We start from the raw sequence: 16,803 nt of genomic DNA, 5'->3' as shown, positions 1-16,803 counted from the left end.
TTATTTATAAATAGGACCAAAATTTTTACAGGCGCGGAAATCGGCACCTTCTTTGTCCATACCGAAGGCGTTCCATGCTGACGGACGGAAGATGTCATCTTCTTCCACGTTGTGCATACATACCGGAATGCGAAGGATCGATGCAAGTGTGATCAGATCCTGGCCGATATGGCCGTAGCTGATCGCTCCATGGTTGGCTCCCCAGTTGTTCATCACAGAATAGACATTTTTGAAAGGGCCTTTTCCGGTAAGACGGGGAGCAAACCAGGTGGTAGGCCATGTTTTATCGGTACGCTGGTTGATCATGTCGTGCACCTCGGGGTCGATATCTACCGTCCATCCTTCGGCTATCTGTAGTACAGGTCCCAAACCGTCCACCATATTTAACCGGGACATGGTGACGGGCATACCGCCTCTGGTGAGGAAGGTGGATGAATATCCACCGCCACGGAAATAATCACGGTTAGCCGGCGACCAGGTGGTGGCGGCAAGACAGGCTTTTGTTTCTTCTTCGGTGATATTCCAGGGTTCTTTCAGGGCTGGTCTGCCATCAATAGCCATGCGGCCTGTGCCATCGAGGGTGGTGGCTCCCGAATTGATCAGGTGAATTATGCCGTTCGCGGCTAATCCCGTCAGCTCTTTTCCGGTAACGCGTTTTACGGCATCGGGGCTCCAATAAGTACGAACGTCGGAAAATAGCTGGGCCCTATTGGTAAGCAGGTGGCCGAATAGCATCGCGACAGCGTTCAGCGAATCGTTCTCAGTGGCAAATGTGAAAGCTTCACGTATGCCGTTCCAGTCAAAGGATGTAGTCAGTATTGTCTCGCTGAAATCGCCATTGGGCAGGAAATCGGTCCATTGTCGTTGTCCCTGGAATCCACCGAAGATGGCATTGTGGCCGACCGCCTCTTCTTTGAAGCCCATTGCTTCGAGTTTAGGGTTACCCCGCATCAGGTCACGGATGATGATGGTCATTTTTACCGAGAATTCCCAGTCATTGTCTTTTTCTTCCCGGCTCTTTTGTTTTTCCGGCCTGTTGAAATCGGCACCTTCGTTCACTTTGCAGTATTTTTCTGTCCACGCCATGGCTTTTTCGAATTCCTCGTGGTCGTAGATCCCCTCCTGTATCCGTCGTAAGATTTCTGTGGAATCGACTGATTCGTTGCGGATGCCCAGGTATTTCTGGAAGAAATCGGGATTGACGATGGAACCGGCAATACCCATCGAAACACTGCCGATGGACAGGTATGATTGTCCCCTCATTGTGGCTGCGGCTTGTGCCGCGCGGGCAAAACGCAGGAGCTTTTCGGCCACGTCTTCAGGTATGGTATTGTCCTGCAGGTCCTGCACCTCGTGTCCGTAGATGCCGAATGCCGGTAGTCCTTTCTGTGAATGGGATGCCAGCACTGCCGCCAGGTATACGGCACCGGGGCGCTCCGTTCCATTGAACCCCCAAACAGCTTTCGGATAGTGCGGATTCATATCCATGGTTTCCGAACCGTAACACCAGCTTGAAGTGACAGTGATAGTAGAGCCTACACCTTCCCGCTCGAATTTTGCCGCGCACGCGGCGCTCTCACCCACCCGTCCGATGGTGCCATCGGCGATCACGCACTCCACCGGGCTTCCGTCACCATTCTTCAAATGGGTGCTGATTAGTTCCGCGACTGCCTTTGCCAGGCTCATGGTTTTCTCCTCGAGGCTTTCCCTGACGCCTCCCTGACGCCCGTCGATAGTGGGGCGGATTCCTATTTTAGGATACTTCTTTTCCATACCATTATGATTATCTATTTAAAACAAAGATGAAAAATCACTTTATCACTATATTCCTACAGACTCATCGGGATCAATTATTTTTTAGTCGTAATGCCTGCGTGCTGAACTGTGCTGATCACAGATGAAGTTTTTTCAGGAGTTCCAGGATCAAAACGAATCCCGCAACATAATCTCTGTAGGCAAAAATTCCTGTAGGGGATCTTCATGAATGATAAAATCAGCGGCCAAATTTCCCATTCTTTCCCAATTGACCCCTATGCTCGCTATCCCGTTTTCTATCACTTCATAGAAGGGGTTTTCATTGTATGCCAGTAAGCCGTAACCGCTGCCGGCCTTGAGTTGTGCCAGTCTCCCTTTCTTTATGATCGTAACGAGATCTTCCTGTTTGATAACCAGATAAAACGCGTTATCCAGGATAATCATTTTTTCGGTGACCTCGTCGATAATCTCAAACGGAAGGTTGTTGTCAATACAGAATTTACTAAAATACTCTTTGCTGCTCTGTGGATGTTTATGGTTTTTATTGAAGACGAAGAACAGTTTCCGGTATTTTTTTAACCGGCTTTTAATCGTTTCCAAAGCATTGTAAAGTGCGGTGTCGAAGTCCTGGCAAACATAAGAATACCCATTTTTGTCAAATTTGCCGAAATCCAACAGTAATAATTTCTTTTTATCAATTTTTGTCAATGCTTCGGAAAACCTCTCGTTGTGATAATTCATCACAAGATACCGGTTGTACATGCCTATGGAATCGTGGATGATCTGGTTGAAAAGATGTTCATTGTACTGATGGAACCAGAGATCGATCTCATAGTAAGAGGGTAGTCTTTTCCGTAATGTGTTGTACATTACCTCTTTAAAGGGTGTGTACTCATCCAGCAGCAACAATATATTTTTGGTGTGCGAGGCAACATAATAGTTTTTACCATGTACAGAATCAATTATTCCCCTGTTTTTTAAGTCAGTGAAAGCTTTGAACACTGTATCGCGGGAGAGTTGAAACCGTTGACTTAACTGGTTGATGGAGGGTAATTTATCTCCCACCTTTAATTCACGCGCGGCAATGGATTTCTGTACGAAATCCGTCAGTTGCTGTACTTTGGTGTTTTTGTTATTGAAGTTTAATTCCATGGGCGCAAGTCTGCTATGCTGTGCTGTACTGTGCTGGCGCAAAAATAACACAAAAAAGAGACGGGGAAAAAATTTTTCACATGTTATATAACATATCTTTTCAGTAAAAGGAAACCGGACGATCTCTTCACAGAGGCCGCCCGGCTATTGGAAAATCAAAAAGTCATATAAGAAATAGAACTAATTAAGTTGTGGTTTAAAAATCAATAGTATTCATTGGATGATATTACAGGTGTGGGTATCCGTGCGGTTGTTTCCTCCGCAGCCGGTTGGTTATACCTGTAAACTACATCGTATGTTGTTGTCTCTCCGTTCCATCCTTTCACTTTAATGGAAAGATTCACAGAGTTGGCATCGTTCACCCTAAAGGGTTTCAGGTCGAAACAGACAAATCCTTCATATAATTTTGTCTGTCTGCTCTGATAGGCGTTATGGCGGAATTCGAGATCAATGGCCTCGGGTGATGTTTCTTCCGAGAGAGTGTTCCTGACGAGGTTGATCAGGTGTGGTCTCTCACCGCCGTAATTGAACAAAAAGGATACATTCAGATAATCTCCCCCTACCCATATCTCTTTGACTTTTACCGGATCGTTGCCTATGCTGTCCCGGTTTTCGGCATTCAGTTCAATCGCTTGTTTGGTAAGGATATTCCATACGTCGTTTACTTTGATGTCATAATCGTAGTTTGCTCCCGAACTCTCCCACAGTATCGTGTAATTGAGGAAAACACGCCGGTTGCGCGTTGGTGCATATCTTACATTGCCGGCGGCAGGCCATAGGCGTTTGCCGTTGTCTAGAAGAAATGAGTAAGCATTTTCACCTTCGGGTACAACGGTGGCTATACTGATATAGATATCTCCCAGCGACCTTCCATTATCGTCACAGGAGGGGGTAGACAGTAAAATTCCCATCAAAAGGATGCTGATTTTTAATACTGTTTTCTTCATGCGACATTCTTATTTTTCTTTATTAGTCAGATGCAGAAAAAGAGAAAACGCTGCATGGGAAAGGAGGAAAATTTTAATATTTAACGTTATTTAGGGTATTTTGAGGAAGAGTTCTCAAATGGGATGTTTTTCATTTATAAAAAATCAGTAATGTCCACTAAATGATGGACTATTAAAATTTAAATAAATTGGGATCACTACAACCGATTCGTTCCTGAGCAAAATTTATAATTTTCAGTTAGTTAAGTTTTATTTCATGGAGTTAAATGGTGGCTAATGGTAAGAGCGCGAAGCGAGGCACCCCTCCCAGCTCTTCAAATTTTTATCTAAATGTACGGCATAAACTAAAAATTTCTCATAATTTATTCGATAATAATAAAAAATTTATATATTTGCGGCACAAAATAAAATCGTGATGGTACTGTAGCACCGCCTGCAAAGGGGAATCAGCCGTTCCATATTCCCCGTATGATGGTCGTAGCCTCTACCTTCTGTCATAAAATCCTCTCAAATAAACTAACAACGAAAGTATTCTTATTATTAATTAACAAAAATCATCCTTATGAAACATTGTTTTTTAGCTTTACTATCGCTCATAATGACGATTGGCGCTTTTGCTCAGAAAGCAACTGTTTCTGGTACCGTATTAGACCAGAACAAAGAACCTATGATCGGAGTTTCTGTTGTGGAGAAAGGCTCCATTAATGGAACCGTAACAGACCTTGATGGAAACTACACTTTGCAGGTTAGTCAAGGAGCCACGTTGGTATTCAGCTACATTGGCTATACTACTCGTGAGGTGGCGGTGGGAAATCAGACAACCCTCCATGTAAATCTTGAAGAAGATCATGTTTTGATCGATGAAATTGTCGTTGTCGGCTATGGAGTTCAAAAGAAGTCGAGCATGACGGCATCTATATCAACTGTTTCTGCCAAGGAAATTTCCAAGCAAGTAACCTCTAATGTCGCCTCTGCTTTGTTAGGCCGTATTCCTGGTGTAGAAGTCCTTCAAGCTGGAGGAGAAGCAGGAGGTGATGTAAGTATCTTGGTACGCGGCGCAGCATCCTTTGGTTCCACAGAGCCGCTATACATTATTGACGGTGCAATCAGCAACAACGGAATCAATTCGCTCAACTCTGCAGACATTGAATCTATTGAAATCTTGAAAGACGGTTCTGCTGCGGCCATTTATGGTTCCCGCGCAGCCAATGGTGTTATTCTTGTCACAACAAAATCGGGTAAGAGCGGAAAAACCAAGGTGGAAATCAATGGATCTTACTCCTATCAGACTCCTAGTAAACAGCTTGAGTTCATGGATGCCAACCAATGGAGGCAATTTTCAAATATGATGGCGGACAACACTCCAAATTACAAGCATGCTGACCAGAATGACAACCCATCAGACCCGAGTTTCAGCCAGGACTGGCAGGATCTCTATTACCGGAATGCTCCAATGTGGAATCTGAGTTCAGGTATATCAGGAGGAACAGAAAATGCCACTTATAATACTAGTATTGGCTATACAGACCAGCAAGGTATTGTCATCCAGTCTGATTACAAGAAATATAATGGTCGCGTGAATAGTATGCTGAAAAAAGGCAGACTGACCATAACGGAGAACCTTTCTCTTGCACATACTCACAAGACAAATGCTCCCAAACATCGCGCAATAGAAATGCCAACGATTCCTGTTAAGGATTCATATGGGCGCTATATCTCCACACCTTCAGAACTTGGTTATTCAATCACCAATGCGGATATAACCAATCCGTTGGCACAGATCTATACACAAAACAATTATATCAAGAAGAGTGACATCACCGGAAGCCTTAGCGCTGCATTGGACTTGGGATATGGTTTCAAGTACAAATTAAATCTGGCAGGCAGCTATCTGAATTCGCATGACTATACACATACACCAGCCTATGCTTCTTATTGGACAGAAAGCGGTGAAATGGATTCTCGTTTTAGCCAGCCTTACACCTCCTTGGATGAGAGCCGTGATGAAAGTTTTAACTATACCATCGATAACCTTCTTTTCTTCAACAATTCTTTCGGCAATCACAATTTCGATGTCTTATTAGGTACTAGCTGGATGCGAGAATTTTATCGCTCTATGGGTATCAATTCTGGTGTGAATGACTTGGGATCTTCCTCTATCACAACCTATAACGGAGAGGGCACAGTGGCATCCAACGAACTGAATTCCGCACTGTTGTCATTCTTTGCACGACTGAACTATAACTATAAGAGTAGGTATTTGCTCTCACTGAGTATTCGGAGTGATGAATCTTCAAAGTTTGCAGATGGTCATCGTGTGGGTTACTTCCCATCAGTATCCGCAGGTTGGAATATCCACGAAGAAGAGTTCTTTAAGGTTCCCTGGATCCCCCGTATGAAAATCCGTGGCAGCTATGGAGAGATGGGCGCGAACTTCATTAATCCTTACCAGTTCACAAATCTTGCCTATGGCCCTGTAGCTACAATCTTCAATAACAGCCGTCAGTATGGCTATGTGACACGCTTGATGCAGCAGACGCTGACTTGGGAAAAGGCTATCTCTGCGAATGTCGGATTGGAACTTGGTTTGTTTGACAACGCCTTAACCTTTACATCTGAATATTTCTGGCGGAGAAATAATGACCTGCTTGCTCCGTTAGAGTCACTTCCATCCTCGGGTCAGACAATAGTGCTGAATGAAGGCGAACTCAACTATTATAATACCGCATCTGTTGAGAACAAGGGATTTGAGTTCACAATGGGCTATAATAAGAGCTGGGGGGATTGGACTCTGAACGCACAAGGCAATATCACCCTCCTTAAAAATAAGGTAATCAAACTTGGAGAAGGCGTGCAGCCTATTCGCGGGAGCATTTTGGCTTCACAGTACAATGACCGCGCCACACTTACTCAAGAAGGTTTGCCTATTGGGAGTTTCTATGGCTACAAGGTGTTAGGTGTTAGCCAAACAACAGGTAATTTCCTGTTTGAAGGCGCGGATGGAACAGCCAAGGAATCAACAGAAGTGACCCAGGATGACAAACAGGTGATAGGTAATCCTAATCCGGACTTCACTTTTGGTCTGAACATCAACTTGGGTTATAAGAATTGGGATTTGACAGCATTCTTCCAAGGTAGTGTTGGTAACGATATTTATGCTGCTGCAAAATATCATTATATTTTCAATCCTAATACAAATAAATTGGTAGAAGCATTAAATTCTTGGACCCCATCAAACAAGAGCAATGACCTCTGTTATGCGAATGTTGATAACTTTGCGGGTAACAACTCACTGCCCAGCAGTTATTACATCGAAGATGGTTCATATGCTCGTCTGAAGAATCTACAACTCGGCTACACATTCGATCAAAAGGTTCTTAATAAAATTGGTCTGCTCGAATCATTGAGAATCTATGCAAGTATTCAAAACCTCTTTACTATTACTCGCTATGATCTTTATGATCCGGAAGTGAGCAGCAATACATTGTTCGATCGTGGCGTAGACGGCATCCATTGGAATGCTCCCGCAATTAACGCCCGCACATATAATATTGGTTTCAACATAACATTCTAAACTGAAGCATTATGAAACCGACATGTTTAAAATAATCATTAAACACCCGAAGGGAATGAATATTTCCGTTAAGCTAAATGAGCAAAGGACAAACTTGTTTGGACTATGCCATAGCGAGGAATTGAAAATCGAGGAGCGAAGGCGACTCAAATATCTAACTTTAGTGAATATTTTGAACATCAAAGGTTCCATATACAGAAATAAAAAAATAAAATAATCATATGAAAAAATATATATTTATTGCAGTTATTGTTGCCACAGGACTCACATTCACAGCTTGTAATAGTGTGTTTGACGACCTGGCAGTTAACCCAAACCAGCAGGACGTGAATTCGTTTTACACAACACCCGAGAATGTGGATAAAGGTATCAAAGGTATCTACTCTTATATTACCACCCCCCGTGCAATGGGAGTTTCCGGGACACGACTCATGGTTAACAGAAGCGATGAGGAAAGCGATCGTACAGACTATGGAGTTCCCGGCCAGTATTGCGCTTCTCTTACTCCTTCGTGGTACACACTTGTCCAGCCTTTCCAATTGTTTTACACAGCGGCAGCCCAGGCGTGTCAAATGATTGAATCAATACCTGCAGCAGAATTTACTGACCAACAGCTCAAAAACGCCTATCTTGGAGAGGCTTATTTTCTGAGGGCTTACTGTCATTGGTTCCTGTTTACCAATTGGAGGAACATTCCTTTAATGAACAGATTCCCCCGAAACTCCATGGACTATAAGCCTCAGGCTGCCCCGGAAGACACTTGGAAGTTTATTATTTCCGATTTGGAGCAGGCCAAGGAACTTCTTCCCAAGAAAGGCTATTGGACAGGAAATAATACAGGACGAGTGACCAGCGGAACTGCTACAGCTCTTTTGGGGAAGGCCTACCTCTATCGCTCAGGAATCGAGAAGTTCTTTGGTGGTTCAACAACTGAGTACTATAATGAAGCTGCCCAGAATTTTAACGAGATTATTGCTGGACAACATGGGGCATATAAGCTTGTGGATAACTACGATGATAATTTCAGGGTTGCCACAGAGAATAACGACGAATCCATCCTTGAATGGCAATTCTTAGGGGATGCGGTCAACACAAACTTCAATCCCGGCTTGGCAAACAGTGGAGTATGGCGCGATCCTCGTGGTGTTCAGCCCATCTCATTTGTCTCCATAAATGGTCATGTTGTCCACCAGTGGGTTTATGATGCATTTGTGGCATCAAAAGATGCTGACGGTTTTACTGATCCGAGAATGTTTGGCACACTCATTTTTGATGATACTGCTTCAGAAATCAAAGCACGTCCAGGCAATCAGGTGATTGTATTTGATGGTAAAACATTCCGTGAATATTATACAAAAGCCGGAACCGACAGACATGACTTCGGACTGGTTCTTGCAGGAGGCGAGAATTACAAGTCAGCTTGTCGTAAGGGCATAGACTGGACTCTCCCAACAACGAATCCAGGTAATGGCATGTGGATCGGTAATCTTCGTGCTAATGGTATGAACTATATCGAAATCCGTTATGCAGATGTGCTGCTGATGTATGCCGAAGCTGTGGTAAATGGCGGTTCTCAGGGCAGTCTTTCCGCACTTCAGTCCATCAATCTGGTAAGAGCAAGAAAGAGTGTCAATATGCCCGCGTTGACCACTGTTAATATGGATGCTATTGAGAAAGAACGTATCCTTGAACTCACGGGAGAGGGACAACGTTTCTATGATTTGCTCAGATGGGGTAAACTCGTTTCTCGCTTCAAGGCACTCGAGACCAGTGATCCCTACTTTAAGCAATTCAACAATTCCGCTTACCTAGGCTTCCAAGAGAATAAAAACGAATGGCTTCCCATCCCAGTTGACGAGGTGGAAGGTAATCCATATATCACTACCAATAATCCTGGTTGGAATTAATTAATAGTTTATGGTTAGTTACGTTCGTAAATTAGTAGTAGTTTTTTTGATGATTCCAGTGCAATCTGTCAGTGCACAGACATTGCACAACGGAATCGAACTCGGGGGACAGTGGCCTCCTCGTTACGAGGAGCCCGCTGCTCCAAGAGAAATGCCCGTTCCTTATCTACATAATAAGCCTAACGTTATACCCATCAACGTTGGAAGACAATTATTTGTAGATGATTTCCTGATCTCTGAGACTGATCTTGTGCGCGTTTTCCACACTCCTACACCCTATGCGGGTAATCCTGTCTTGGAACCGGACAGGGAGTGGGAGAAAACAAGTAAAGGGGAACCATATGCCGCCCCATTTAGTGATGGCATCTGGTATGATGATGAAACAGGCCTCTTTAGAATGTGGTATCTGGCGGGTGCGGGAAACATACAGAAAAATGAAAAGAGGCGGGAGTTCTATACCTGTTATGCAGAATCCAAGGACGGTAAGAATTGGACTAAGCCCAATTTGAATCTTGTGCCCGGAACCAACATCGTTGACACATGTAGGCGTGATGCTGCCACTATTTGGCTTGACAGAAGCGAAAAGGATCCTTCGCGGAGATGGAAATTCTTTAATATAGAGCATCGTGATAAAGATGACCGTTGGCAGATTGTTCTCAAGTATTCTGAGGATGGTATCCACTGGTCAAAAGGCAAGGCACAGTCTGGCGACATGTATGATCGTACTACTGCCTTCTTTAACCCATTCACGAATAAGTGGGCTTTGAGTATGCGGGGGGTTACGGATCTATCTTTCCGATCTCGCTTTTATGCGGAGCATAGTGATCCCGAAATGTTAGTCAGTCTGGCACACAGGAAACGTAAAGATGTTGAAGATAGAAGTATTGTATATTGGTTTACTCCAGATGACAAGGAGTTGCGACATCCAAAATACCCTGAGGTAGAACCGGGAATATATAACTTTGATGTTATTCCTTATGAAAGCATTATGATTGGACAGTACGCGGCTTGGTGCGGGCCAGAAAATGACGTTTGCGCAAAAGACAACATACAGAAACGTAATGTGGTCTCTTTAGGATACAGCCGGGATGGTTTCCATTTCTCCCGTCCAACACACAATGCTTTCATTGATGTTAACGAAACAGAGGGTGCTTGGAACTGGGGAAATGTTCAGTCGATAAACGGAACGCCCTTGATTGTGGGAGATTCTCTTTATTTCTATGCTAGCGGTCGTCGCCTAAACGACATTTTCTGGGACTGTTATACCTCCACAGGTCTCTTTACCCTTCGTAGAGATGGTTTTGTTTCAATGTCTGCAGGAAAATCAGAAGGTAGCCTGACGACAGAAAAGATAACTTTTGATGGTATCTACCTTTTTGTCAATGCAGATGTTTCAGAGAAGAAAGGGATGTTGACAGTTGAAATCCTAGATGAAAATAACTTGCCGATCCCTGGATTTACTCGTCATGATTGCCTGAGTATGAAAAAGTCAGATAAAACCAAGTGCATGATAACATGGAAAGGCAAAAACGATCTTTCTGGCCTCAGAGGGAAAACGGTGAGATTCAAGTTTTATCTTCAGAACGGGCAACTCTACGCATTCTGGGTTTCTCCATCAGAAAAAGGGGAGAGCAGAGGATTTACGGCAGGAGGTGGTCCGCAATTAAACAATACTGGTGTGGATTTATAAAACTGTAAATATGAGAAAGTTTTTATTGTTTGTGTTTTGCTGCTTTTGCTGCGATATGGGATTTGCTGGGCAATCAGATATTGTTAAAGCAATCAAAGACAGGGAGAACAAAGATTATGTTTGGATTGCAGGTCATCGTTGTGATTGGATATACTCCGTGGAAAATTCCACAGACGCATTGAAAAATGCCATTAGAATTGGCGTGGATATTGCAGAAACAGATGTTCGTCTTACTAAAGACGGAAAAATTATCATGATGCATGATGCTACTATAGACAGAACAACAGAAGGTAAAGGTGTCATTATCGATATGACACTGGACGAGATCAGGCAATATCATATGAGAAGTATTAACTATGGCGGCAAAACAGATTTACTCGTTCCTACATTGGAAGAGTTTATTGATATCGCCAAAGGGAAAATCCTGCTATACTTAGACAAAGCAGGGTACGAGATACCCGGCAAGCCTGAAGGATATATGGTGCAACAGGTTCTGAAAGTACTAGAAAAGAAGAATGCTTTGGAGGAGTCTATCTTCGTACTGGAATGGCCTTATGAGAAAGCCAAAAGAATCTTTGGTGACAAGTTGGAAAAAGTCATCTTTTGTCCAGCCATCTCGGATCGAATTCCAAATATCAATGAATACGTAGATGACTGGATTGCTAAGTACAATCCGGTCTTATATCAATTCAGAATGAAAACATTGGATACAGACGTTTATAAACAATTGCCCAAAGTGCTGGGAGTGGGTGCGAAGCCATTCGTTGCCGCAACATGGCCTGAGCACACGGCCAATCACGATGACCAAATATCAATCTTCGACAAACCCTCCAAAGGATGGGGATGGCTGCTCGAGCAAGGATTCCGTGTTTTGGAAACCAACTATCCTCATGATTTACTTAGATATTTGAAGTACGAGAATTGGCGATAAACGTTTCGTGTACTTGCCCATAAGTGTGCTGCTTTCAGCACACTTATGGGCTTCATTATAGAAAATAGAGAACAAAACTCCTATCCCTCCCAATTGCAAAGATTTTTGGGAAACGGCTATGTGGTAGCAGATTTTGGAAAGTCCGATGCTACTTTACTAGCAAAAGGGCATCATCCTTATGTTAAAGAACCTGAATATCAAGAAACAAAACGATTCGCAAAAAATTCAAAACAGCTTCTTATAACTTTGGGGCAATACTTCGCTGGAGCCCTTTTTTTATTTAAAACTTTTGTCGGGCGGTAGGGATAAAAAATCTCCGGAATAGAGTTTTTTAACCAGGTCGGCCCTGCCTATGCGTTTGAGTTTTTTGATGATGGAGAGTCTTTGTGTAGGATCGTACCAAAAGAAGAATTGCCGCTGATTGTTTTTTTCCTCTCTGCTTTTGGCTGTATATACCGGTTGCAATGTATAGGGATGGTAACCTGTGTAATAGATCTCGGTGGCGAGCGTCATGGGGGATGGCGTGAAGTCCTGAACCTGTTCCAGTTTGAAGTGTAGTTTTTTTGTGATCACGGCCAGTTCCGCCATATCTTCCTCATTGCATCCCGGGTGAGAAGAGATGAAGTAGGGGACAAGTTGCTGGTTCAGCGAATGTTTTTTATTCAGTTCATCGAAAATTTGTTTGAACCGGTCGAAATACCGGAAAGAAGGTTTTCTCATGATTTTGAGCGTGGTCTCTGAAGTGTGCTCGGGAGCGACCTTCAATCTGCCGGAGACATGGTTTCTTATCAGTTCGTTGAGGTACATCCGGTGGGATTCATTGATTTTCGCGTCGTGGCTGTCTTGCAACAGCATATCGTAACGGATTCCGCTTCCGATAAACGATTTTTTTATCCCGGGCAATGAATCCACTGCTTTATAGATATCCAACAAATCGGAATGATCGGTATTGAGGTTGAAACAGATTTTCGGGAAGATGCAGGAGGGTTTCTTGCATTTTTCGCAAACAGACAAATCCTTTCCTTGCATCCGGTACATATTGGCCGATGGGCCTCCCAAATCGCTGATATATCCTTTGAAGTCGGGCATTTGGGTGATCTTCTTCACTTCATCCAAGATGGATTGTCTGGATCGGGAGGCGATAAATTTCCCCTGATGCGCGGAGATAGTGCAGAAAGCACATCCGCCGAAGCACCCGCGATGGAGGTTGACCGAGAATTTGATCATCTCGTAAGCCGGGATGTGCTTGCCCTTGTATTTGGGATGGGGTAGACGGGTATAGGGAAGGTCGAACGAGGCGTCTATCTCCTCCTCCTTCATTGGAGGGTAGGGAGGATTGACAATAAGGGTTTTACCGTCTACCTTTTGGAGAAGGCGCGCGGCGGAAAGCCGATTGGATTGTTCCTCCACCATGCGGAAATTTTTGGCCTGTTTCAGTTTATCTTTCGCACATTCTTCATGCGAAAAAAGTGTGACTTCCTCATTGAACGGATTCTCAGGCGCTTCGGTGCAAATAAAAGCGGTTTGCGGGATATCATTTATCTCCCTGACGGTTTTACCATCACGAATCTCGCATATCAGTTGTTTAAGAGGGAGTTCCCCCATCCCGTATATCAGCAGGTCGGCCTTCGTATCGGCCAGGATGCTCTTGTGGAGTTTGTCGTTCCAGTAATCATAATGGGTGATCCGGCGTAATGAAGCTTCCACCCCGCCGATTACCACCGCCACGTCGGGATAGAGTTCCTTCAGAATACGGCAGTATACGGTTACTGCCCTGTCGGGGCGCATATCGGCGCGGCCGTCAGGGGTGTAGGCATCCTCTGATCGGAGCCTTTTATTGGCGGTGTAATGATTGATCATTGAATCCATCACGCCGGCGGTCACCGCAAAGAAGAGGCGGGGAGCGCCCAGTTTCTTGAAATCGCGCAAATCGTCCCGCCAGTTCGGTTGTGGCACGATCGCCACACGTAGGCCCTGGCTTTCGAGCAGGCGGCCAATTACAGCCGTGCCAAAAGAGGGGTGGTCGATATAGGCGTCACCGGAGAAAAGGATCACATCCACGGTGTCCCATCCACGAAGATCCAATTCTTTCTTCGTGGTGGGTAACCAGTCTGTGAGTTGGTAGGATCGGTTGTCAATCGGGTCAGCCATGGTGAGACTGTTTTTGCCGCGCATTCAATAATACAGCTCTCTCTACCGCCAGGTGGATGTTCGAACAGATATTCTCACTGCCGATGATCTGTGGAATATCGGACTTTTCGATACTTTCGCGCACGTTCTCTTTCACTCCTGAAAGGATGATTTGTATCTTCTCTTTCTTTGACCGTCTGCACAACATTTCGAGGTTGTTCAATCCGGTGGAGTCGATGAAAGGCACCATTCGCATGCGGATGATCCGAATACGTGGATGATCCCCCAATTCCCGTGTGATCTCATCGAATTTGCTGGCCACTCCAAAAAAGAAGGGCCCTTCAATTTCATAGACCTCCACTCCATCGGGCAGATGGAGCAGTTCTTCCTGGGTGTCGGCAGATTGCGATTCCATCCCTTTTGCCAGATCAATACTTCCGGTAGTGCGGGATATCTGCATACTTTCATTCATTCTCTTGAGAAAGCCGAAAATAGCAAGCATCAGACCGACTCCTATGGCGATGGTCAGATCGAAGATAACCGTAAGCAAAAAGGTGGTCATGAGAATACCCATGGTCGATTTCGACTGTCTGGTGAGTAATAGGAACGTACGCCACTCACTCATGTTGTATGCCACAACCACCAATACCCCCGCGAGGCAAGCCATCGGGATATGCCGGGTAAGATCGCCCAGGAACAGGACTATCAACAGGAGTACCACCGCGTGGATAATTCCCGCGACAGGTGTCCTTCCGCCGTTGTTGATGTTGGTCATTGTGCGCGCGATGGCCCCGGTGGCGGGAATACCTCCAAAAAACGGGGTGATGATATTGGCGGCACCTTGTGCTATCAACTCCATATTCGAATTGTGCTTGTGTCCTGTCGCTCCATCAGCCACAGTAGCCGACAATAGGGATTCAATAGCTCCCAGCATGGCAATGGTAAATGCGACCGGGGACAGGAGGCGGATACTTTCGAGATTCAATGGTATTTGCTCCATACCCGGTAACTGGCTGTTGATGATAAACCGGTCACCAATAGTTTCTATGGTCGTGACACCTCCGTGGGTTTTTAGCAGGTAGGCCGCCAACGTCATTACGACAAGAGCTACGAGTGAACCCGGCACTTTTTTTGATATTTTGGGCGTGAATACGATAATAACCACGCTCAAAACGGCTATGAGCGCCGCCCACCAATTGATCGAGTCGAAATGCCGGAAGTAAACGCCCCATTTTTCAATGAATCCCGAAGGCAATGCCGGAGTGGTAAGCCCGAAGAAATCTTTTATCTGTGTGGAAAAGATGGTCAGGGCGATGCCACTTGTGAAACCGATGACAATGGGATAAGGGATAAACTTGATCACCGTACCCAGTTTCAGAAAACCCATCGCCAAAAGCATTATACCGGCAAGTACGGTCGCGATGGCAAGACCCTGCACTCCATGTTGCTCCACAATACCATAGACAATCACGATGAAGGCGCCGGTAGGACCTCCGATCTGAACCCTGCTGCCGCCCAGCAATGAGATGATGAACCCGGCAATTATGGCAGTATATATTCCTTTCTCAGGCGTAACTCCCGAGGCAATCCCAAAAGCGATGGCGAGGGGTAATGCCACTACACCCACAATCAATCCCGACATCAGGTCGGCAAAGAATTTCTCCTTGCTGTAGGTTTTTAGTGATTGAAAAAGGGCCGGTTGAAAATCCCGCAGGAAATCTATTCTCATGAAACTAATGTGACTAATGTGACTAATGTGCCAATGTGCCAATGTGACTAATGTGACAATATGACAATTTGACAATGAAAAGCAGTACAAAGGTAGCAATTTATTGTGATAATTTGCTGATGGGATGATGCGGTGGTGTCCGGATTAGGTAATTATAGTCCGCTAATCGTTCAATTTCCTCATTGACTCATCGCACATTTTTATACCGCTCCCTGTTCCACCAGTACGCAGACACGCTCGGTCACACGGTCTTCACCATAAGGGTTGTAGCGGGCTTTGAGGCTGTTGCCGAACATTCCGGCGAACAGGTTGTACGACCAGGCTTTGAAGCTTCCCATAAAAGCATCGATAATATGATAGGAGGAAGAATTGGTTTCCCGGTCCACCAGTTTCATCAACAACTGTCCCTGCGACCGGGTGAGTTTCTTCATTTTCGGGGTATATTGATCCATGAGGTATTTCTCCATCCGGTTCAGATGCTTTTGCCGCTCTTTATCGTTGGGAAGTGTCTCCATATATTCATATGTTTCCAGGATGATGGCGGCAATCTCCTTCGCATAAGGGAGTGTTTTCTTCACATCGCGAACCAGCTTGGTATAGGCTATCTGATCTTTGGTGTTCCGGAAGGTGAGAGGAGAATACTTAATGAAATCCTTCAGCCACATACAGGCGACGGTATCCCCTCCCAATACCACGGCAGGATACACGTTGGGCATTAAAAAAATGGTAGACACCGGCGTGTCGGAATCCGGGTTTATATGGGCCGCATAATACTCCTGCGCTTCTATCCGGGGAGATAAAAGAGTGATGAATAGTGCCAGGGATATGAAGATAAGTCTTTCCATAACGATGCAAAGATAATGGGTCACTTTTATTTTTAGTCAAAAAAACTCGTTAAGTGTAGTTAATTAATCCCCGAGTTTTTAGATTGTTAAGTAAAATAGAGATAATACAACTCAGGAGAGGAGAAAACAAAAAAAAGTGCATT

11 protein-coding genes are annotated in these 16,803 nt (G+C 44.7%); 5 read left to right on the top strand and 6 right to left on the bottom strand.

Annotated elements, in window-relative coordinates; all coding sequences use genetic code 11:
- The 3 genes from fucI to D7D25_RS12475 all read right to left on the bottom strand — a co-directional run bounded on the left by fucI (position 1) and on the right by D7D25_RS12475 (position 3,854).
- Positions 1-1,773 (bottom strand): L-fucose isomerase, encoded by a 1,773-nt coding sequence (gene fucI / locus D7D25_RS12485; RefSeq protein WP_122969290.1) that lies wholly within the window; start codon positions 1,771-1,773, stop codon positions 1-3.
- 150 nt (positions 1,774-1,923) lie between these two features.
- The gene (locus tag D7D25_RS12480; protein ID WP_185140258.1) at positions 1,924-2,907 is read right to left on the bottom strand and encodes a GntR family transcriptional regulator; all 984 of its coding nucleotides are present in this window, start codon (positions 2,905-2,907) and stop codon (positions 1,924-1,926) included.
- A 203-nt stretch (positions 2,908-3,110) separates the two neighbouring features.
- Positions 3,111-3,854 carry a NigD-like protein gene (locus D7D25_RS12475; protein WP_122969288.1) on the bottom strand — a complete coding sequence of 248 codons (744 nt, stop codon included), beginning with the start codon at positions 3,852-3,854 and terminating at the stop codon, positions 3,111-3,113.
- A gap of 562 nt (positions 3,855-4,416) precedes the next feature.
- On the opposite strand from D7D25_RS12475, the gene D7D25_RS12470 reads away from it, so the two are divergent.
- The 5 genes from D7D25_RS12470 to D7D25_RS12445 all read left to right on the top strand — a co-directional run bounded on the left by D7D25_RS12470 (position 4,417) and on the right by D7D25_RS12445 (position 12,259).
- Positions 4,417-7,428 (top strand): TonB-dependent receptor, encoded by a 3,012-nt coding sequence (locus D7D25_RS12470; protein WP_122969287.1) that lies wholly within the window; start codon positions 4,417-4,419, stop codon positions 7,426-7,428.
- Positions 7,429-7,649: 221 nt separating this feature from the next.
- Entirely contained in the window at positions 7,650-9,335 is a 1,686-nt protein-coding gene (locus D7D25_RS12460) for a RagB/SusD family nutrient uptake outer membrane protein (RefSeq protein ID WP_122969285.1), read from the top strand.
- Between the two features lie 10 nt (positions 9,336-9,345).
- Positions 9,346-11,025, top strand: coding sequence for a hypothetical protein (locus tag D7D25_RS12455; protein ID WP_122969284.1), 1,680 nt, complete (start codon positions 9,346-9,348; stop codon positions 11,023-11,025).
- 10 nt (positions 11,026-11,035) lie between these two features.
- Entirely contained in the window at positions 11,036-11,956 is a 921-nt protein-coding gene (locus D7D25_RS12450; protein ID WP_122969283.1) for a glycerophosphodiester phosphodiesterase family protein, read from the top strand.
- A gap of 45 nt (positions 11,957-12,001) precedes the next feature.
- Positions 12,002-12,259 carry a hypothetical protein gene (locus D7D25_RS12445; protein WP_122969282.1) on the top strand — a complete coding sequence of 86 codons (258 nt, stop codon included), beginning with the start codon at positions 12,002-12,004 and terminating at the stop codon, positions 12,257-12,259.
- Here the strand turns inward: D7D25_RS12445 and D7D25_RS12440 are convergent.
- From D7D25_RS12440 to D7D25_RS12430, 3 genes are all read right to left on the bottom strand, one after another.
- Complete coding sequence (locus tag D7D25_RS12440; protein WP_122969281.1) at positions 12,233-14,107, bottom strand: YgiQ family radical SAM protein; 1,875 nt, start codon at positions 14,105-14,107, stop codon at positions 12,233-12,235. The two genes, D7D25_RS12445 and D7D25_RS12440, sit on opposite strands and share 27 nt — an antisense overlap.
- Positions 14,100-15,815, bottom strand: coding sequence for a SulP family inorganic anion transporter (locus D7D25_RS12435; RefSeq protein WP_122969280.1), 1,716 nt, complete (start codon positions 15,813-15,815; stop codon positions 14,100-14,102). Before D7D25_RS12435 ends, D7D25_RS12440 begins: the two co-directional genes overlap by 8 nt.
- A 200-nt stretch (positions 15,816-16,015) precedes the next feature.
- Entirely contained in the window at positions 16,016-16,660 is a 645-nt protein-coding gene (locus tag D7D25_RS12430; protein ID WP_122969279.1) for a DUF4294 domain-containing protein, read from the bottom strand.
- Positions 16,661-16,803 lie beyond the last annotated feature (143 nt).

Source organism: Proteiniphilum sp. X52, assembly GCF_003712195.1.
In the GTDB taxonomy this organism is placed as follows: Bacteria; Bacteroidota; Bacteroidia; order Bacteroidales; family Dysgonomonadaceae; genus Proteiniphilum.
This window is presented reverse-complemented; position numbering and strand designations above follow the sequence as displayed.

Coding starts and splice junctions, on each gene's coding strand:
- fucI (WP_122969290.1), bottom strand. CDS start 1,773: ATGGAAAAGAAGTATCCTAAAATAGGAATCCGCCCCACTATCGACGGG.
- D7D25_RS12480 (WP_185140258.1), bottom strand. CDS start 2,907: ATGGAATTAAACTTCAATAACAAAAACACCAAAGTACAGCAACTGACG.
- D7D25_RS12475 (WP_122969288.1), bottom strand. CDS start 3,854: ATGAAGAAAACAGTATTAAAAATCAGCATCCTTTTGATGGGAATTTTA.
- D7D25_RS12470 (WP_122969287.1), top strand. CDS start 4,417: ATGAAACATTGTTTTTTAGCTTTACTATCGCTCATAATGACGATTGGC.
- D7D25_RS12460 (WP_122969285.1), top strand. CDS start 7,650: ATGAAAAAATATATATTTATTGCAGTTATTGTTGCCACAGGACTCACA.
- D7D25_RS12455 (WP_122969284.1), top strand. CDS start 9,346: ATGGTTAGTTACGTTCGTAAATTAGTAGTAGTTTTTTTGATGATTCCA.
- D7D25_RS12450 (WP_122969283.1), top strand. CDS start 11,036: ATGAGAAAGTTTTTATTGTTTGTGTTTTGCTGCTTTTGCTGCGATATG.
- D7D25_RS12445 (WP_122969282.1), top strand. CDS start 12,002: ATGGGCTTCATTATAGAAAATAGAGAACAAAACTCCTATCCCTCCCAA.
- D7D25_RS12440 (WP_122969281.1), bottom strand. CDS start 14,107: ATGGCTGACCCGATTGACAACCGATCCTACCAACTCACAGACTGGTTA.
- D7D25_RS12435 (WP_122969280.1), bottom strand. CDS start 15,815: ATGAGAATAGATTTCCTGCGGGATTTTCAACCGGCCCTTTTTCAATCA.
- D7D25_RS12430 (WP_122969279.1), bottom strand. CDS start 16,660: ATGGAAAGACTTATCTTCATATCCCTGGCACTATTCATCACTCTTTTA.